Raw genomic sequence first — 20,607 nt, 5'->3', positions numbered from 1 at the left:
GGAATTCTGATGACAACTGCAACTGTAGATGAATATAATTTAGAGAGTTTGCTGGATTCATTAAAGATGGATGCTTTAAAGAATATCCGCAGAAATCTAAATTTAAAAAACATGAGTTCATTAAGAAAAAAAGAATTGGTAGCAGCACTGGCTGAGAAAATACCAGCTTCTGTCCCTGAGAAGGTTCAAATGATGGATCTTCATCAATACACAGCTATTGTAGCGATGATGACAAAAAGCGGGATTATGCCAATCGAACAAATTGGACTTGAAAATGTATTTTACTTATCAAGTATCGGATATATCCACCCTTCCAAAGTGGAAGATCAACCAGTGGTTGTAATGCCGACTGAAGTAATGAAACAATTTTACAATTTAAATCCAAAAGAAATCATGACTGTCATTAACCGTAATCAAAAAGTGACAAACATTCTTTTTGGGTTAATTCGTTATTATGGATTTATAGAGGTTGAAAAAGCTCATAAATTGATTGAAGGATATATCCAGGAAGAAGTGGATATTGAATGGCTGCACAATTACATTCGATATTTGGAAGATTTCTATGGAGATTTCCGTCTAGATGATGAATATATTATTCATGATACTATCAAGGAATTAGATGGATTTAAACAGGCTCAGGCAAGCAGAGTAGGCTTGAAATACTACCATATTCCTGCTGAAACTATGGTAAACGTGAACCGGTACGAGCCATTTGAAAGAACAGAGCAAATGGTTGAATTCATTCACTATTTATCAGATACGTATTCTTTGAAACAAGAAGAAGCAGCAGAATTGGCAGACCGTTTTATCTTTAAAGTTCAATTCGGAGAATCCTTGCCTGATGTGGTGAAATGGTTTGGAGAACAAATTGAATTTGAGTCAGAAAAAGATATTAATGCACTGGTTGAAAAAATGGTTACTGTCGTAAACAATACAAGACTATGGATTTTAAAAGGTCACACACCTTCTGAATTATCCTCTCCATCTGCTAGTAAACCTGCAGCTTCTGCTCCAGTTCTAAAAACTCAACCAAAAGTAGGCAGAAATGAACCTTGCCCATGCGGCAGCGGCAAAAAATATAAAAAATGCTGCGGTAAAGCTTAATCTCATACAGGTAACTTGTGAACATGGTGTGTACCTCGTGGCGTTTGCTACGGGGGATATGCCGTGTTTTTTATTTTTAACAAAGAAGTAGATGTAAGAACAGTCATAAGTTGATTACTTTATCATCATTCTTAAATGCGTTATAATCATCCAAAATAGAGCGAGGAGGGTATGAATGGAGGATTTTGAATCTTTAACATTGCCAACCTATATCAAGCCTGGATTGGATATTGTATTTTGTGGGATTAATCCTGGCAGAATTTCTGCTCTAAAAGGGTATCATTTTGCGAATCCAGCGAATTTGTTTTGGAAGGGTTTGTATTTGGGTGGCATTACGCCGTATCAGTTTAAACCTGAGGAGACGGCAAAGCTCTTGGACTATGGTTACGGAATAACTGATATTGTCGGCAGGGCAACAAGATCTTCTTCTGATTTGAAAAAAGATGAATTTATAGAGGGTGCGGCTGACCTAAGGAATTTAATCACTCAATACAAGCCTAAATGTTTATGCTTCATTGGGATTACTGCCTTCCGCTATGCAACAAACCGTCTTAAAGGCAAAGTAGAACCAGGTCTTCAGGACGGCTTGTTTTTTGCTACACCTGATTGGGAAGGCTGCTATATCTTTGTTGTTCCATCTACAAGCGGGGTAAATGCCCATTATACGAGAGAAGAACGAATAGACTATTTCCGGCAATTATATGAGTGGAATAAATCTCAAAAATAAATAGGTATAATATCTGCTGACAGAGGCATGATATGGTTAGAAAGTTCAGCAGATTATTGACATTTCTGAAAATGTGCCGTATTATAAGGTATAATGTTTATCTTTATAAAATTGACCGTAAATAGACATTCACTTATTATAAAGTGTTCTCTTTTTTACAGAGCGGTACTTTTTATAATAGGTGAATCTTTATTTATCACACATTTTTGGAGGTAACAAAATGAAAAACGGTAAAGTAAAATGGTTTAATGCAGAAAAAGGTTTCGGATTCATTGAAGTTGAAGGCGAAAATGATGTATTCGTACATTTCTCCGCTATTCAAGGCGAAGGTTTCAAATCTCTAGAAGAAGGCCAAAGCGTACAGTTCGACGTAACAGAAGGCGCTCGCGGACCTCAAGCTGAAAACGTAATTAAGCTTTAAGAAGTATGCGAATAAAGGCTATCCCAGGTATGGATAGTCTTTTACTACATAATTAACTTCTAAAAGAAAGGTGTGCCGGTTATGTATAATCGAAAAAATGTTGAGGAAATAATCCCTGAAGAAACGAAGGTGTGGGAATGTACTTCTGATGATTGTAACGGTTGGGTACGTGACAATTTCAAAGCTACAGCAACACCTAAGTGTCCATTATGTGGTAGTGAGATGACAGAAGGAATTAAAATGCTTCAAGCGATTAATAATCCTAGACGGAACGATTAAGCCGTCCAGCTTTCTCACAGAAACAGACCATTGAATATGTGGTCTGTTTTTTTTTTGTCTTGTTTTTTATTTTGTGAATTTAACAGTATTTTCAATAGATCAAAATGAAACCATTTATTCGTCTTAATCGTATGTAGGGGTATGTAAACACTACAGAAAAGAGGTATCCCAACTGTGAATTTGCCTTATGAACAAGAATTAAATGAATGGAAAGAATTTTTAATTGGCTATAAGTTTGCATTAAGTGAAATGAATACAAAACTGGAAATATTAAATCAGGAGTTTGAATTGATTCACAATTACAATCCAATCGAACATATTAAATCGAGAATGAAAAGTCCACAGAGTATTATGAAAAAATTAAAACGAAAAAACCTAGATATTACGGTTGAAAATGCACAGCAGAATGTCCGTGATATAGCCGGGATTCGTATTTCCTGTTCGTTTACGACGGATATTTATGCGATTGTAGATGCCCTTGGAAAACAGGATGATATACATATTATTGAGATTAAAGATTATATTAAAAACCCTAAGTCAAACGGGTATAGGAGCCTTCATTTGATTACGGAAATACCAGTGTTTTTTTCGAACTGTAAAAAATGGATGCCGGTGGAAATACAAATTAGAACCATTGCCATGGACTTTTGGGCGAGCTTGGAACATAAAATTTATTATAAATTCTCTAAGGATGTACCTGCGCATCTACTCCAAGAATTAAAAGGGTCTGCCGATATGATTGCAGAATTGGACGATAAAATGCTCAGAATTAATGAAGAAGTTCAGATATATAAAGATATTGATAAATTAATGAGTGAAACCAAACTTTAATTAACCTCCTTCTTCCATTAAAAAAATGTGTCAAAAAGGTAAAAAAGGGGAAGATAGAGGTAAAAGGAAGTGAGGTATAGCTCATGACGATGTTAAGAGAAATTATGACCACAAATGTAGACTATGTTACACCGCTTGATAATGTATATGAGGTTGCTTTGAAAATGAAAGAAGATAATGTAGGAATCATTCCTGTCTGTGAGGATAATACATTGATTGGCATCATTACGGACCGCGATCTGGTTGTGGACGGAATTGCTGAAAAACGGCCAGGTTCAACTAGGGTAACAGATGTGATGCATCAAAATGTTGTGACTGCAAACCCTGATACAACAGAGGAGGAAGCAGCTGCACTAATGGCTCAACATCAAATTAGGCGTCTGCCTGTCCTGGAAAACGGTAAACTTGTTGGAATTGTATCCTTAGGTGATTTGGCCGTAAGCTATACCGGTAATGACGAAGCCGGTGAAGCTTTGCAGGATATTTCAGAAGAAAATTAAGAAAAAGCCGAGTATATATATTCTTCATAAAAGCGGAAATTAGAAATATTCATATTAAGTGATTATGTGACAAGGCAATCAAACAAAACAGGGTATTCTCAAAATCTGAGAATACCCTGTTTTAGTTACTATTAAGGGTGAAGCAAAGAGATTTCAATAGTCCCTACTTTATATGAATGATGTTCTTTCAATTTCATTTAAGTAAGAACATCTGTACCCTATATGGTATGATAATGGTACTATGACGCAGGTTGGGTGAGTGTACATGTTAGGTGAGTATCATATATCCATTAGACAGTTAGTTGAATATGTTTATCGGGGCGGCGATTTGGACGGACGTTTTCGCACGGCCAGTTCTATGATTGAGGGGACAAGAATTCATCAAAGAAGACAAGCAGAATATGAGGAGAACGATGAAAAAGAGGTACCTCTTAATCTGATAATGGAATACGGGGATATTCTTTATGAGATTGAAGGAAGATGTGATGGTATTTTACATAGGCGAGAAGGAACAGTCATTGAGGAAATTAAATCAACCTCTGGAGCTCTTGATGGGATTGATGAAAATACATACCCTGTACACTGGGCTCAGGCAATGTGTTATGGCTATATATACTGTTTGAATGAAGGTCTGAAACATATTGATATACAATTGACTTACGTACAAATATTGACTAATCAAACAGCCTCGTTTCGCAAAACCCTAACATTTAAAGAATTAGAACAATTTCTAACTCAAGTACTCGAAAACTTTACACCATTTGCAATCCTGCAATTAAAGATACGGAGAGAAAAGCTCAATTCAGCAGCAAAAATTGAATTTCCGTTCGGAAATTTTAGAAAGGGACAGCGAAAGCTCATAGGAGCAGCCTGGAAAACCATTTCTGAACGAAAAAAATTATTCGCATTGGCGCCAACTGGCATTGGAAAGACCATTTCTTTTATATTTCCATCCATAAAAATGATGGGAGAAATAGACCATAAGATTGAACGATTTTTCTATTTAACAGCCAAAACAATTACGAGGCAAGTGGCTGAGGATACACTAAACATCTTAATTGGCAAAGGTTTAAAAGTGAAAACTGTTACCCTTACAGCTAAGGATAAAATGTGTCCTGATTGCACCTCTGGCCAATGTATATATGGGGAGGGGCATTATGACCGAATTAATGCTGCTGTTTTGGATATTTTAGAAAATGAATGGTTAATGGATAGAGAAACAATTCTGGAATACGCTCAGCGCCACCGAGTATGTCCTTTTGAATATTCGATTGAATTAGCATACCTGGCAGACATTGTGATTTGCGATTATAATTATATTTTTGATCCACGAGTATTCTTGAAACGACTATCTGATGAGCAAAAGAAACGAACTGTAATTCTGGTTGATGAAGCGCATAATCTGGTGGAACGCGGCCGGGAAATGTTTTCTGCAGAGTTGGAAAAGAAAGCATTTCTAGATATAAAAAGGGCGTACGGCCAATTGAATCCAGAGCTATCAAATGCAGCTAAAGTAATTAATGCATTATTGATTCAGCAAAGGAAGAAATTGGGCGAAAGGAAATCAGCTGCTTATTCGGAAAAGCCGGACGAGTTGCTGGATGCACTGGAAGATTTCGTACTTCATGCCGGTGCTCAATTAACCAGGTATGGAGAAAATCATACGTCAAATGAAATTGATTTATTAGAAACCTTTTTTCAATCACAGAATTTCCTACGGATAGCTAAGTATTATAATGAGCATTATACGACGCATGTAATAAAGGGAAGCAATAATGTATACTTAAAGCTGTTTTGTTTGGATCCTGCTTTAAATTTGCAAAAGATGACGAAGGGATTTGCTTCCACTCTATTCTTCTCGGCTACATTGACGCCAATTGGCTATTACATGGATGCATTAGGAAGTGGTGATGGGGATTATCGGATTCAAATCGGTTCACCATTTTCCCCAGATCAGTTGGATATAGCAATACAGCCGCTTTCTACAAGATTCCATGATCGCTCGGTATCTAGTGTTCAAATTGCCAGAACCATTCATGCAATTACAAAAAACAGAGGTAATTTTTTAGTGTTTTTCCCGTCCTACCAATTTTTAAGAATGGTTATGGACGAACTGGAGGAATTTGAGGAACCTTCTAAAATTCTGATACAAAATCAAGGAATGAGTGAGCAGGAAAGAGAAGATTTTCTGTCAGCCTTTGAAGAGAACCTAGATATTCCTGTAATTGGCTTTACAGTATTAGGCGGAATCTTTTCTGAAGGAATCGACCTGGTTGGCAATAGATTGAGTGGGGTTATCATAATTGGAGTTGGATTGCCTCAATTAAATGAAGAAAGAAACTTAATTCGCGACTATTATCACTCAAAAAGTAAAAATGGATTTGATTACGCGTATGTTTATCCGGGGATGAACAAAGTATTGCAGGCTGCAGGTCGATTAATTCGCAGTGAACAGGATACAGGTACGCTTACTTTAATAGATGATCGATTTTTAACCGATAAATATCAATCTTTGTTTCCTGAAATGTGGAGTCAGTTTAAAATTATTAATAGTTACAAGGATATTGTTACATAAAAGGAGATTTATATGAAAGAGCAAAAAGTAAGAGGATTCGAAGTTGTTAATTCTGCGTATATCAAGGTTCAAATGACGGAGGATGAAGTCAAGCTCCCAATGCGCGGAGATGCCGGATCAGCAGGATATGATTTTTTTTCAAACGAAACCATTACATTGAATGTTGGAGGAAAGCATCTGTTTTGGACTAACGTCAAAGCCTATATGCAGCAAAATGAATTATTGGAGATACATATCAGAAGTAGTTTGGGAGTGAAATATGGGCTAGTTCTATCAAATGGGACAGGCATTATTGATTCTTCCTACTATGGAAACCCTGAAAATGATGGGAATATTGGTATTTCCATTACTAATCGCGGAGAAGCTCCGGTTCTTGTAAAAAAAGGGGACAGGATTGCACAGGGTATTTTTAAACAGTATCTATTAGCAGATGAGGATCAAGTACTACATGCAAGCAGAACCGGTGGATTTGGTTCAACCAAACGCTGATTGGTACGGTAATAAATTGTTATTAATAATCGCTTTTGTTTTAAATCTTTTCAAATGGGTAAAAATAGGTAAATGAAACCCTTATTGGAAGAGAGATGATTCAAATGCTTTGGACATTAGTTGGAATCTTATTGGCTATATGGTTATTAGGTCTTATATTTAAAATTGGCGGAGCAATTATCCATGTTTTCTTAATAGTGGCTGCGTTAGTACTTGTTTATAATATTATTAAAAACAGAATTTCGCAAAGGTGAATAGGCAGATCTAAAACTAAAGAAATCACATTAACTATATCAGCCAATTAATTGAGGACTATATAAGGACATTGCTTCCTATATATAGTCCTTTTTAGATGGACAGAATTGAGTATGTTTCGTTACTCGAGTTGTTTTTTGATTATCATTAAACATCTGACCTTATTTTTTACCTCTTTACATAGACGATAAAGCAAAGAAAAGTATATTTTAAGCGAAAAAATGGAATTACACGAAAGTAATTATTTTACATGAATATTACAATATTCTCAATCTGGAGATGTTTTAAAGTTAGTAAAGGATATCAGGTGTATTTGTCGAATATAGAACATACATGTAAAGCTAAGTGAAATGGTGGTCTAATGGAATGGAGCCAATTTTATTAAAGCAAAGTGAATATCAACAGCTGATTGAGGATTTATTGATTAAAGAAGAGGCGAGTTTATTTCAGGAGTATTTAGATTCGATTAAGGCGCCAAATAAAGAGGATTATCTAGAATCTTTGAAACAACCGCGTAAGATTATGTTTATGCAATTGATTGACACGATAAACGGGAAAATATCTGAAAGCCAAATTAAGGAAATGGCGGCAAGCACAGCCGTTGAGCGAATGGATGATATTAATATAGGAGATGTCTTATATAATATCAATCAGGGGCGCAGAATATTTGTGAATTTTGTGCTGAAGATGGATATACCGTCTTATGTACTACAAAGTACAGTTAATAATATCAATAGACAATTTGACACATTCAGCTATGAAATGGTTTCGACATGTATACACTTAAAAAATCAAGTCATTGATCAGAAGACTACGTTCATCAATGAAAACCATAAGGATAAATTAGCACTGCTCGGCCAAATATCATCAAGCTTTGTGCATGAATTCCGTAATCCGCTTACTGCTGTAATGGGCTTTAATAAGATTTTGAGAAAAGAATTTCCGGATATGAAATACTTGGATATCATGGAATATGAGCTTAATCAATTAAATTTTCGCATTAGCCAATTTTTGCACACATCAAAGGCTGAATTCAATGAAGAGATTATCATGGATATATCAATCAGAGATCTGATTGAAGAGATTAAACAATTAAGCTATGCGAACATTATCGACACCAATGTTAAGGTTGAAATCGATGTTCCGGAAGATTTAATTATAAAAGCAAGCAGAAATGGATTGAAGCAGGTTGCCCTTAATCTGTTTGTTAACTCAATTGATGCCTTGAAAAATCAGCCGCCTCAGCGTGTGATTAAAGTAAAATCCACAATTAAGAACAATCAATTAGTGATAAGTTTGTCCAATAATGGGCCAATGATTGCAAATGATATTATTGAGTCGATCTTTGAGCCATTTTTCACTACGAAGGAATTAGGTACGGGTATTGGCCTGTATGTATGCAAAAAAATTATTGATAGTTATAATGGAGACTTATTATGCACATCCAATCCAGAATGGACGGAATTCAGTATTTATCTGCCCGATTCTATCATTATCAATCCTCCGCAGTGAGTTCTATTTAAGAGCTCTTTATTGTTCGGATTCGTTTTTCAAATTTGATATGGGTCATTTACATTTATTCGGTTAGTAATTAAAAATACCTCTAAAAGCAGTCCGGAGAGGCTGACAGGGCTGTATGAATGACTCAGGATCAATACGCTGTTTATTTGTATATGTAATAGAAATTAAGCAGCACTTACCCAATATGGGCAGGTGCTGTTTATTATGTTCTAAAAGGAAAAAGAGCAAGAGAATACTCATATAAATTGGCCCACAGGAACAGCAGAAGGAGTTTATCATGGCGCTCGGATTTAGATTCTTTTAAGGCACGTCGTTTTACACAATGGACAGTATAGAATACGAGAAATTCATTATTTTTCCATCAGATTCCATTATCATTATAAAAATAGACGTGGATAAATGTGTTAGACTATCAAACACCTGTAATCATTGATGTGTGTGATTTGAAGACATGAATAATTGAACATTAGCGTGTGATTGCCAAAATACAGATTGGCATCATAATTGCATTATTGTAAGTGATGGCAAAATACAATGGATGCTTGCCAATTCCCCATAGAGGATGATTTCATATTGAACCATTTAAGTGATTTTGTTCAAATAAATTAAAGTTTAAATATGGAGGGATTTATGTGACGACATCTAATTTGGATTTATCCAGATCATTGTTGATCGGAGAGTATCTACGCAGGTCAGCACACACAGCTCATGAGAGAGAGGCATACATATTTGGCAGTGAGAGACGGACCTATCGTGAGGCAGAGAAAAGAGCAACCCACTTAGCGGGTTGGTTGCAGGAAAATGGAATAGGATATCAGGATAAGGTTGGATTTATGCTCTTGAATGGACTTACTTTTATTGATGTTTTCTTTGCCACCTCATTGGTGGGAGCATTGGGAGTTCCAATAAATTTTCGCCTCACAAAAGATGAGCTAGCATATATCATAGGGCAATCTGAGTGTAAAATATTATTTGTTGATCACGTTTTTTTACCTGTGATTGAGTCGATACGATCACAAATTCAGCTTGTAGACAGTATAGTTATCGTGAATGGAGATTCTTCCTCTTCCCATATACCATATGAGACAATATATGACCGCTCCTCAACGTATCGCCCATGCAATTCATTATCGGGTGATGATGGTGCGCTTATTATGTATACTTCAGGTACAACTGGGCGTCCAAAAGGAGCAGTTTTAACTCATCAAAATATGTGCATGAATGGGATGAACCAAGTCGTCACAGCAGGACTTAGCTCGAATTTTAAGCAATTATTAGTTGCTCCCTTATTTCACATTGCTGCTCTATCAACTCTTTTATACCCCATTAATGGAACTACCGTGATTCATTCACAATTCAACCCCGAAGCAGTACTTCAAACCATCGAGAAAGAGCGAATTAATTTTATCTTTTTAGCACCGACCATGTGGCATATGCTTGTAGAATTCCCTTCGATTGAAGACTATGATCTAACATCATTAGAAAGGTGTGCCGCTGGGAGTGCACCCTGTTCTCTATTATTGAAAGAGAAGATAACAAAATATTTTCCAAATGGGAAACTGCGCGATCCTTTTGGACAAACAGAAATGAGCCCAGTTACCACCTGTCTTCAGCCAGAGGACTCTATTAGGAAAAATTCATCCGTTGGTAAGCCGGTGGTCAACGTAGAAGTCCGGGTTGTTGATGACCATATGAATGATGTTCCGCTCGGGGATGTAGGTGAAATTGTCTACCGTGGACCAACCGTTATGAAAGAATATTATAAAAACCCAGAGGCAACAAGAGAGGCATTCCATGGAGGATGGTTTCATAGCGGGGATTTAGTTCGGATGGATGATGAAGGGTTTATTTATGTCGTTGACCGTAAAAAAGATATGATTATTAGTGGAGGAGAGAATATCTATCCAGCCGAAATCGAACAAGTCTTAAATAGGCATGCCAAAGTGGTTGAAAGTGCTGTGGTCGGTGCAGTTGATGAAAAATGGGGAGAAGTGGTTCAAGCATATATCGTTCTGAAGTCTGGTGAAACAATGACAGAGGAAGAAGTCATTCTCTTTTGCCAGAATCATTTGGCATCCTATAAAAAGCCTAAGCTGGTACATTTCGTAGATTCATTGCCAAGAAACGCAGCTGGGAAAATTGTTAAGACAGTCCTTAGAAAGGGATATTTAGAGACAGAAAAGTAGATAAGGTCAGTCATTTGAGCATGAGGCAGTGAGAGGCATATTTAGTGGCTAATCACTGCCTTTATTTATGCGACTTTGCTAGTTGAATTTTAATTTATAAGGGAGAAAAAAGGATCAACTATATGTGTCTATCGGGTAATTATCTATACTAATAGGCACGGTAGAATAATAATCGTTATAGTGGCTTAAATATAGAAGTATATCAAAAATGAAAATCTGCGCTTATTTGGCTTCTTTTCACACATACTCTCACTAATTTGATCATTACAAAGTGGTTTGGCTCAATTATGTTGAAGTTCGGCTCAATAATTAATTAAATCCGCTCTATTACTATTAATCCACGCTTTATTATTTACTTAAAGTACCTTTTAAGCTATGTATATGGATTGATTTTAAATGGGAAATCGTTTTTTCTAAATTAACAAGTCTTAATAAAAGAAGTAATGTATCACTGTTTCCAAAGAATAATAGTTTCAAAATTAAATCCTATGAATAGAAGTGTGGAAATTGATGATAGATTTATTCTATCTTTTTTTAGTTAGCTTACAAATTACAACATATTATGTATAGGTTTTAAGTTACAGTTTAAGTAAAGAAGTTCCGTCTGCAGGTCAAAAAGCCTATGATTGATATTCAAACAGCAAGGAAAAAAGGTTGTTTGGAAATCAATCATTTCTACATAAAAGCCATACTATTTTCCTGATTCTCACATGGATGGTGTGTTGGCACGGAACTTGCAATTAGTTAAGTGAAGGCTGTTCCAAGTGGATGCAACATAATGTAAGCGCTTTATTATTGGTGGGAGGAGGGAATACATACGAAAAGTATCCATGAAAATAAAACTAATTATTCTTAAAGGAGGGATACGAATGCGTGAATATGTAACTACCAAACAAATGATTAAAAAGGATTCACTCCCATATAGGCTATACCAAAAGGCAAAAAGACATGGGATATGGAATCCGGTTGATATTGACTTTAGCCAGGATAAAGAGGATTGGAAAAAGCTAAGTCCTGACCAACAGCAGGAAGTTCTGATTCAATTTGCACAGTTTATTGGCGGGGAGGAAGCTGTCTCGGAGGATATCCTGCCGATGATTATGGCTGTATCCAAAAAAGGATGGTTTGAAGAGGAATCTTACCTATCTACATTCTTATTTGAAGAAGCTAAGCATGCGGAGTTCTTTAGTTTATTTTTAGAAGAAATAGGCGTGACTGAGGATCTCAGCCATCTCCTGACATCCGGGCACAGGAAATTATTTGACGATGTCCTCCCTAAGACAATGAATAGATTACTCGTAGATCAGTCACCTGAAGCAATGCTGGATGCTGCGGTCACATACAATATCTTTGCTGAAGGTGTATTGGCGGAAACGGGATATTGGTTCTTCTATGAAGCTTTATCAAAAGCGAATTTGTTCCCTGGATTTATTGAAGGAATACGGAATGTAAAGAGGGACGAAGGACGCCATATTGGATTCGGCACATTCCTTATTCAGCGCTTGATTCATGAAAAGCCCGAGTTATTTGATCGTGTCCAAGTAAGACTTCAGGAGCTGCTTCCAATTGCCTATGAGCTGACTGCGAGGGAAGACGGGGCAAAAGTGACTAGTCTCGGTATCGAGGAAGGAAAAGCAATGGAATATGCACTGAAACAATTGAGTGCCCGGATTGAGGTACTTTCACGTGCCCAGGAGAAAACGCTGGAAGAAATTCATGAAACGGAAGTAATTTTTGAGTAAGAAAATAGGTGAAAAAGGGAGGATATGGGATGAGTACAGACGTGAAGGTTCAGGAATTTGCACAATTTATTGGGGGAGAATGGTCACCCGGATCTACGGGTGAAATGTTCGATGTCATAAATCCAGCTACTTCCGAAGTAGTTGCTAAAGTCCCTAAAGGTACATCAGCTGATGTAAATAAAGCTGTTCTCAATGCAAAGGAAGTTTATGAATCAGGTGTATGGTCAAGGAAAACACAGGCAGAAAGGTCACAAATCATGGTGAATTTTGCCGGTAAAATAAAGGAACATGCACAGGAGTTAATTTATTTGGAAGGTATCAGTACCGGAGCGACCTTACGTAAAATTGGTGGAGCAGATATTATGCAGCTCATCTTATCTCTTCAGCAAACAGCCAATATGGCCCTTGAATATGAATTTGTTCAAGCATTGCCAGTAAGGGAAGTGTTCGGGGCAAATAGAGCTCAATTGGTTCGGGAACCATTAGGCGTTGTAGCCGCGATTACACCGTTCAATTTCCCGCTTGTCTTAGCAATGTGGAAGATTGCTCCAGCCATTGCTATGGGGAATTCCATTATTGTCAAGCCGGCATCTGATACCCCGCTTGGGACATTAAAACTGGCGGAGATTGCTGTTGAAGCAGGACTTCCTAAAGGAGTTTTCAATGTCATTACCGGTTCAGGTGCAGAGATAGGCGAGGCGCTTGTGACGCATCCGGAGGTACAGAAAATTGCGTTCACAGGTTCAACTGAAACAGGAAAGAAAATAATGGAGTTAGCCTCTTCAGGTGTGAAAAAAGTTACGCTCGAGCTTGGCGGAAAGGCACCTGCAATTGTTCTTCCGGATGCTGATCTGGAAGTGGCCATACCTGGGATTTTACTTGGCGTATTCTTCCATGCCGGTCAAGTTTGTGAAGCAAGCACACGTGTCCTGGTTCATGAATCGATGTACGATATCGTCGTTGAAAAATTGGTGGCCATGACTGCAAAAATAAAATTAGGCCATCCACTTGATCCAAGTACCGGAATGGGTCCAGTCATTTCTGAGAAACAAATGAATAAGGTCCTGGGATATATAGAATCCGGATTGGAACAGGGTGCGCGTCTTGTATGCGGTGGCAAAAAAGCAGAAGGACCAGGACTAGATCAGGGTTATTTCATCGAACCAACTATTTTTGCAGATGTCACAAATGATATGAAGATAGCACAGGAAGAAATTTTTGGTCCAGTCCTCTGCGTGATGAAGTATTCAACGGTTGAGGAAGCAATTGAAATTGCCAATGATACCATTTATGGCTTGACGGCAGGTGTATGGTCTCGTGACGTCGTCAAAGCTAATGAAATAGCAACACAGCTTAAAGCAGGCACGATTTGGATTAATGAATGGCATGCGTTCAGAAATGATGCGCCATTTGGCGGTTATAAGCAAAGTGGACTTGGACGTGAACTGGGAAGCCAGGTTTTCAATGAATATACAGAGCTGAAGAGCATCATTACAGCACTGACAACTGAAAATGAACAACGGGCAGCTTTAGGGCTGATATTCTAGCATTCTTTTAAAACTAATAGGAATGGGGAGATAAGATGAAGGTCACTTCGTATTATGAATTTATCCATCGATCAATCATTAAGAATGGGGCAGGGTCGCATATACTTATTCCAGACTTAATTCAATCATTGGGCGGTAAACGCCCGGTTCTATATTCAGATAAAGGCTTAACCCAGGCTGGATTGACGAAAAAAATCCAGCGTTTATTTGAGATGGTACCTGGTATCCAATTGGCAGGGGTATTTGATGATGTTACACAGGATGCCAAGTCCTCCAATATTAATAAAGGGCTGCAATATTACAAAGAGTGCAATGGTGATTCTTTGATTGCCATCGGCGGTGGTTCAGTTTTGGATACAGCAAAAACCATTAAATGGTGTCTTCATAAGAAAGTGAACAAGATCGAACATGCCATGAATGGAAATGTTTTAGAAGTTTGGCCAGAGGCTCAGCATATGGGTATTCCCCACATTTCGATTGCAACTACAGCCGGAACAGGTGCGGAGATATCAGGCATCTCGGTCGTCTACAATGAGCAATTAGGGGTGAAGTGTAATTTGCTCCATCCATTTATCAATTCAGATATCGCAATTCTTGATCCAGAGTTAACTGTTGGCTTACCGCCAAAAATTACGGCTTTTACTGGGTTAGATGCCTTAACCCATGCAGTCGAAGGGTATTTTTCCAATAATTCAAGTGCAATGGGAGATGCATTTGCACTCCATGCTGCTAAACTAATTAGAGCTAATTTGGAAACAGCTGTACATGAAGGCAGTAGCATCGCAGCACGTGCTACTATGCTGCAGGCGAGTGCGATGGCGATTACAAGCTTTGTCTTGGCATTTGCTGAAATGCCAATCCATAATATAGCCCATACTCTTGGTGCAAAGTATGGCATCCCACATGGTTTAGCCAATGCTGTTTTAATGCCGAGTGTTATGAAAAACTTAGCTCCTCTCTATTTACCTAAGATAAAAGAATTTGCTCAGGCGCTTGGCATTGAGAATATTGCCGATACCGAGGAAGAGTGCTTACAGCAATGTATAGAAGAAATTGAAGCACTTCGTAAAGCTGTAAACTTACCAGATGATTTTTCTGAATATAACATTGAATCTGCCGATATATCGGAACTTATATCTGCTGTCCAAAATGATCCTTCTGGTCAAACCTATCGTTTGCCAGAAGAGGTAATTGAGCAGGTTTGCCGAGAGGTTTTAGGCACAAAAGTAAGTGTTTAATAGGCGGAAATATAGATTCTATATTTTAAGGAGGTAGTTAATTTTTGAATATTGTTGAACTGCTAACGTCCACTGTGTCGCGTTTGCCCAATCAGCCCGCTATTCATTACCGGGAACAAGTGATGACTTATCAAGAGCTGAGAGATCAAATTTTCAGTGTTGCAGCCGGGTTAAAAAATAAAGGCATTACTCAGGAGACAAAAGTAGCGTTGATGATGACCAATCGACCGGAATATATCATTACGTATTTTGCTATATTAGCAACTGGTGCAACAGTCGTACCCATTAACCCTACCTTTAAAGAAAAAGAAACAACCTATATTATTAATGATTCGGAATCGGAATATTTAATTACGGAAGTTGCTGCATCCGCTGTCATTCAAAACTCTATGAATGACTTTAAACAGATGAAAGAAATCTATTATTTTGGAGAAGAGGAAAATCATCCATTTACTGACTGGCAGGAATTGCAGTCTCTATCTCCTATCAGCAAGGTGGCCCCTGTTCATGCGGAGGATGTCGCGCAAATCATTTATACATCCGGGACAACCGGTAATCCAAAGGGAGCCATGATTACACATGCCAACTTGAATTGGATGACAATTACGGCAGCCGTCATTAATCAATTAACGCCAAAAGACAGGGTCCTTTGTGTATTGCCTCTTTTTCATGCTTATGCCAAATTACAAGGATTCCTAGCGCCGATTGCCCACGGAAGTACGATTTATTTAGAGGAACGTTTTCATCCTGTTGATACACTTGAAAAGATATCAAACTATCAAATCTCGATATTCTTGGGCGTCCCAACTATGTATGCTTTCTTTCTTCAAAATCCAGCCATTTCAGATTTAGACTTTTCTCATCTTCGGACAGCTGGTTGTGGTGGTGCGAGTTTGCCTGCTGAGATCCTCCATAAGACCAATCAATCACTTGGTGTAGAAATATCAGAAGGATATGGTCTGACAGAAAGTACAGTTATGCTAATGACCACACCTCGAGATATGGCTAAAAAATTGAATTCTGTTGGAGTGCCTATTCCTGGCGTCGATTTGAAAATTGTTGACCCGGAAGGTGAGGAAGTAGAGTCTCACGCGGTAGGGGAGATTATTTTCAGAGGACCGAACATGATGAAGGGCTACTATAAGAAGGAAGATGATACGATTAACACGATTAAAGATGGATGGTTATATACTGGTGATTTGGCCTATTATGATGAAGATGGATACCATTTTATTGTGGACCGGAAGAAGGACATGATCATCAGAGGTGGCTTTAATATTTACCCGCGTGAGTTAGAGGAAGTATTGTACACGCACCCTGATATTTTGGAGTGTTCCGTTATTGGCAGGCCTGATCCGGTCTTTGGCGAAAAAACGGTGGCCTATGTAGCAAAGAAAAAACCAGAGTTACAGGAAGAAGAGGTAGTTTCCTATTGTAAAGAGAGACTGGCAGAGTATAAGGTTCCTGATTATATTTGTTTTATTGACCAACTACCGAAATCAGGAACAGGAAAAATGCTAAAAACTGTTTTAAAAGATTACGATAAAAATACTATTAAATAATAAATGATTTCAGTGGGGCAAAATCCTGATTCTTTATGGAGAAGGATTTTGCCGATTTTTATTCCCTTCCTATATTTAGAGGAGTTTTACACGTATTTGTGGAAAACGTATATAGAATCTAAAAGGGGGAGAAAACTATAAAGCCCGTTAAAGAAATTATGAGTCCGCTCGAACATTGTTTATCACCAACGAACACATTGATGGAAGCGCTATCTATCATGTACAAGCAAAAGTGGAATACAATCCCGGTGACAAACAGTTCAGGTAAACTGATTGGCGTATTTACAAGAAGTTCATTGTACCAAATGATTCTGACTGATGTTTCAAAAGATACGACAATCAGTGAGTATATCAAAAAAGATGTAGGAACGGTTTTGGAGGATGTGAATGCTGAACTATTGGAAAAGTTAATATCAAAAAGCAGGGTTGGCACGGGGATTGTTGTGAACAAACAGGGTGCACCTGTAGGTATTTTTACAAAAACAAATGCGGTTATGAATTACGTGAGAGAAACGAAATTATTAAAAGAACAGCTTGAAAAAGTTTTACAAACATCCAATTTGGGAGCCATTATGACAGATGGAAAAAATCAAATTATCTTTGTGAATGAAAAAATCACTGAGATGATTGGAATCCCTTATTCATCACTCATCAATGAGAACCTCGAGATTTATATCCCTCAATTAGATCACTTTTCCGAGAAAATGGAAGCTCATTTTCCAATGGTTTTTCAATCCGAACATTATATGGTACGTCTGTCGAAGTATGATTTAGAAAATGGTAAACAGGGGTATATCACACTTTTTCAAAATGTATCTGAATTAGAGAATTTAACAAGAGAATTAAAATTTCAAAAGAAATGGAAAACACTTTTGCAATCAGTTATCCATAATGCTTATGATGGCCTCGTCATGATTAATGAAAACGAAGAAGTTACTTTTATCAGCCCCTCGTTAATTGAGCTGTTTGATCTTTATGAACAGCAATTGGATATGAGGGAAATCGAATCGGTTTTACCACATCTTCATTTGCCGCATGTGATGAAAACGGGTGTAGCGGAAGTAAGTGAGTTTATGCAGGTTAAAGGAATAGACTATATCGTTCACCGTATACCCGTTTATCAGGATGAGCAAATTATCGGTGCCATTGGTAAAATCGTTTATCGCCAACTGCACGAAGTCCGTGAGTTATTCAAAAGTGCAGAGATAAATGATAGGAAGAATCTGAATCCTACCAAGCTTGAGAAATCAAGATTTACTTTTGATCAAATCCTGTCACACGATAAGCAAATGGATAAGCTTATGAGGAGTGGGATGAAAGCAGCCAAGGTAAAGACCACGGTATTAATTTTTGGGGAAAGCGGAACAGGTAAAGAGTTGTTTGCCCATGCCATCCATAGTGCCAGTCCATTTGGAAAGGGTCCGTTTATTACGGTGAACTGCGCAGCTATACCAGAGCATTTATTGGAGTCAGAGTTTTTTGGATATGAAGAAGGCGCTTTTACAGGCGCTAAACATAAAGGGAAGATCGGCAAATTTGATATGGCTAATGGTGGCACACTTTTTCTCGATGAGATTGGGGATATGTCCTTACCCATTCAGGCCAAGCTGCTTCGTGTCCTGCAAGAAAGAGAGTTTTACAGAGTAGGCGGAACAGAACGGATCAGTGTAAATGTCCGAATCATTGCCGCTACCAATCGTCCCTTGGAAAAAATGGTTGCTGAAGGGGAATTTAGGGAGGATTTATTTTACCGCTTGAATGTCATATCCTTCGAGATTCCTCCGTTAAGGCGGAGAAAAAAGGATATTCTCCTCCTAAGCGAAGCTTTTATTAAAGAATTTAATAAACAAAACGGGACAAGTATTACAGGGTGGAACCCATTGTTCGAGAAAGCAATATTGGAGTATGACTGGCCCGGAAATATCCGGGAATTGCGGAATGTTTGGGAGAGAGCCATGATTTTTGCAGAGGATGGCAAAGTCGGCCTAGAGGACATTCCAGAATATATTCTGCAGAAAGTTGGCTATGATTTTTTCTTGAATGAAGAGGAGGAAGATGAAACACAGCCTTTATTAGAGAAAGCGGAGCAGATGGCCATACAAAAAGCATTGGAAATGTCAGGAGGGAATAAAAGTAAGGCCTGTCTTCTGCTTGGAATCAGCCGATCTGTATTGTATGACAAGCTAAAGAAGTATGATTGGTTACTGCCTGAATCTTCCCACTTAAAACAGCAGAAATGAAGGTGTTTGAAAATCAGACATTCTTTATGGATGGGATAAATTCTATATTTTAACAGGATATGAATTAGGTGAATTTAAGGAGGAAGCGTACATGCTTAAGGGAATTAAAGTAGTTGATTTCACCCAAAACTTGCCCGGACCCTATGCAACCCTGCGGCTGGCAGATTTAGGAGCAGAAGTCATTAAAATAGAGCCTCCAACTGGAGATCATGCGCGTATGCCATTGGAGGATGATCAAAAAGAAAATTATCTTTTCCGGTGTATGAACCGAAATAAAAATAGCTTGGCCCTGGATTTGAAAAATGAAGCGGACAAAGAATTGGCGATTGAGTTGATCCGTAATTCAGACATTTTAATTGAAAGCTACCGTCCTGGTGTAATGGCTCGCTTAGGGCTTGGATACGAAGATATAAAAGTCCTGCATCCATCGCTTATTTATTGCTCCTTATCCGGCTATGGTCAAAAAGGAACCATGCACCAACTAGGCAGCCATGATTTGAATTACATGGCTCTTAGCGGTGTATTAGCTCAGTTAAAGGATGGGAATGGCAGACCCATTCAACCGTCACTTACATTTGCTGATTTGATCGGTGGAACTTCAGCAACCGAAGCTATACTAGGTGCCCTCTTTCAAAGAGAACGATCAGGCAGTGGAAGCTATTTAGATATTGCTTTATTGGACACGACTGCTGCATTAATGAATTACCATGTGTTTATTGAATCAGCAACAGGCAGAAAAAACGGAATCCCTACTTTAAATGGTAATGTGATTTGTTATGGGATTTATGAAACCAAAGATCACAGGTATATGACGTTATGTGCGTTGGAGACAAAGTTTTGGAGAAATTTTTGCGCGGCAACAAGACAGGATGTATGGATAAATGCTCAATTTTCTAAGCCGACTAAGCAAAATGAAGTTTATCAGGAAATAGTTCAATTGTTTGCAAGTAAAACATTCGAGGAATGGATTCATTTCTCTATGGAAGTGGATTGCTGCATGGCGCCTGTCCTTGAAGCCGATGAGCTAAGCGAACATATCTATATGAAGGACAGAAATCTAATTCACGAGAAAGATTCATATCGATATATGGTGACTGGATTTCAATCAGGAGCATTTTCAAATGAAATAATCGGTACCTATCCAAAGCTTGGCCAGCATAATCGAACCTATCAAAAATAAACGCTAGTAAACTGCTGTGTATGAATACCGGCAGTATTTTCTTTATAGATTGATAATTAGCGTATTTTGCTAGGCGCCGTTTAAACCAACCTGCTACAGCAAGCGACAATGGACGAAACGAGACACTAATGAATGGGAAGGTGTACAGATTTCATACAACCAATCTCACAATCTGGCGGAATACCCATTTAACAAGTTGGCATGATAATT

17 protein-coding genes are annotated in these 20,607 nt (G+C 38.0%); all 17 read left to right on the top strand.

Annotated elements, in window-relative coordinates:
- Positions 1 to 9: 9 nt before the first annotated feature.
- The 17 genes from AC4G3N_RS01425 to AC4G3N_RS01345 all read left to right on the top strand — a co-directional run bounded on the left by AC4G3N_RS01425 (position 10) and on the right by AC4G3N_RS01345 (position 20,397).
- On the top strand, positions 10 to 1,104 hold the full coding sequence (locus AC4G3N_RS01425; protein WP_139891857.1) for an SEC-C metal-binding domain-containing protein: 1,095 nt from the start codon (positions 10 to 12) through the stop codon (positions 1,102 to 1,104).
- A gap of 175 nt (positions 1,105 to 1,279) precedes the next feature.
- Positions 1,280 to 1,831, top strand: a complete 552-nt coding sequence (locus tag AC4G3N_RS01420) for a mismatch-specific DNA-glycosylase (protein WP_066103469.1) — start codon at positions 1,280 to 1,282, stop codon at positions 1,829 to 1,831.
- Positions 1,832 to 2,051: 220 nt separating this feature from the next.
- Entirely contained in the window at positions 2,052 to 2,252 is a 201-nt protein-coding gene (locus tag AC4G3N_RS01415; protein WP_066103471.1) for a cold-shock protein, read from the top strand.
- A gap of 81 nt (positions 2,253 to 2,333) precedes the next feature.
- A complete protein-coding gene (locus AC4G3N_RS01410) occupies positions 2,334 to 2,531 on the top strand; it encodes a cold-shock protein (RefSeq protein WP_066103474.1) in 198 nt (65 codons plus the stop codon).
- 174 nt (positions 2,532 to 2,705) lie between these two features.
- Positions 2,706 to 3,362, top strand: coding sequence for a GTP pyrophosphokinase (locus AC4G3N_RS01405; RefSeq protein WP_491089587.1), 657 nt, complete (start codon positions 2,706 to 2,708; stop codon positions 3,360 to 3,362).
- A gap of 83 nt (positions 3,363 to 3,445) precedes the next feature.
- Positions 3,446 to 3,862: a CBS domain-containing protein gene (locus AC4G3N_RS01400; RefSeq protein WP_066103476.1), complete on the top strand. Its 417-nt coding sequence runs from the start codon at positions 3,446 to 3,448 to the stop codon at positions 3,860 to 3,862.
- 265 nt (positions 3,863 to 4,127) lie between these two features.
- Complete coding sequence (locus AC4G3N_RS01395) at positions 4,128 to 6,437, top strand: ATP-dependent DNA helicase (RefSeq protein ID WP_139891858.1); 2,310 nt, start codon at positions 4,128 to 4,130, stop codon at positions 6,435 to 6,437.
- A 12-nt stretch (positions 6,438 to 6,449) separates the two neighbouring features.
- Positions 6,450 to 6,926: a dCTP deaminase/dUTPase family protein gene (locus tag AC4G3N_RS01390; protein ID WP_066103479.1), complete on the top strand. Its 477-nt coding sequence runs from the start codon at positions 6,450 to 6,452 to the stop codon at positions 6,924 to 6,926.
- A 104-nt stretch (positions 6,927 to 7,030) separates the two neighbouring features.
- Entirely contained in the window at positions 7,031 to 7,180 is a 150-nt protein-coding gene (locus AC4G3N_RS01385) for a lmo0937 family membrane protein (protein WP_139063809.1), read from the top strand.
- Positions 7,181 to 7,547: 367 nt separating this feature from the next.
- Positions 7,548 to 8,693, top strand: a complete 1,146-nt coding sequence (locus AC4G3N_RS01380; RefSeq protein ID WP_066103480.1) for a histidine kinase N-terminal domain-containing protein — start codon at positions 7,548 to 7,550, stop codon at positions 8,691 to 8,693.
- A gap of 641 nt (positions 8,694 to 9,334) precedes the next feature.
- On the top strand, positions 9,335 to 10,888 hold the full coding sequence (locus AC4G3N_RS01375) for an acyl-CoA synthetase (protein WP_491089586.1): 1,554 nt from the start codon (positions 9,335 to 9,337) through the stop codon (positions 10,886 to 10,888).
- An 869-nt stretch (positions 10,889 to 11,757) separates the two neighbouring features.
- A complete protein-coding gene (locus AC4G3N_RS01370) occupies positions 11,758 to 12,630 on the top strand; it encodes a R2-like ligand-binding oxidase (protein ID WP_066103483.1) in 873 nt (290 codons plus the stop codon).
- 29 nt (positions 12,631 to 12,659) lie between these two features.
- Entirely contained in the window at positions 12,660 to 14,177 is a 1,518-nt protein-coding gene (locus AC4G3N_RS01365) for an aldehyde dehydrogenase family protein (protein ID WP_066103485.1), read from the top strand.
- Positions 14,178 to 14,212: 35 nt separating this feature from the next.
- On the top strand, positions 14,213 to 15,415 hold the full coding sequence (locus tag AC4G3N_RS01360) for an iron-containing alcohol dehydrogenase (protein WP_066103486.1): 1,203 nt from the start codon (positions 14,213 to 14,215) through the stop codon (positions 15,413 to 15,415).
- A 44-nt stretch (positions 15,416 to 15,459) separates the two neighbouring features.
- Positions 15,460 to 16,977, top strand: a complete 1,518-nt coding sequence (locus tag AC4G3N_RS01355; protein ID WP_139891863.1) for a class I adenylate-forming enzyme family protein — start codon at positions 15,460 to 15,462, stop codon at positions 16,975 to 16,977.
- A 158-nt stretch (positions 16,978 to 17,135) separates the two neighbouring features.
- Complete coding sequence (locus AC4G3N_RS01350; RefSeq protein ID WP_066104281.1) at positions 17,136 to 19,217, top strand: sigma 54-interacting transcriptional regulator; 2,082 nt, start codon at positions 17,136 to 17,138, stop codon at positions 19,215 to 19,217.
- A gap of 91 nt (positions 19,218 to 19,308) precedes the next feature.
- Positions 19,309 to 20,397: a CaiB/BaiF CoA transferase family protein gene (locus AC4G3N_RS01345; protein WP_066103489.1), complete on the top strand. Its 1,089-nt coding sequence runs from the start codon at positions 19,309 to 19,311 to the stop codon at positions 20,395 to 20,397.
- Positions 20,398 to 20,607: the final 210 nt, after the last annotated feature.

This window comes from Bacillus sp. z50 (assembly GCF_058313585.1).
This window is presented reverse-complemented; position numbering and strand designations above follow the sequence as displayed.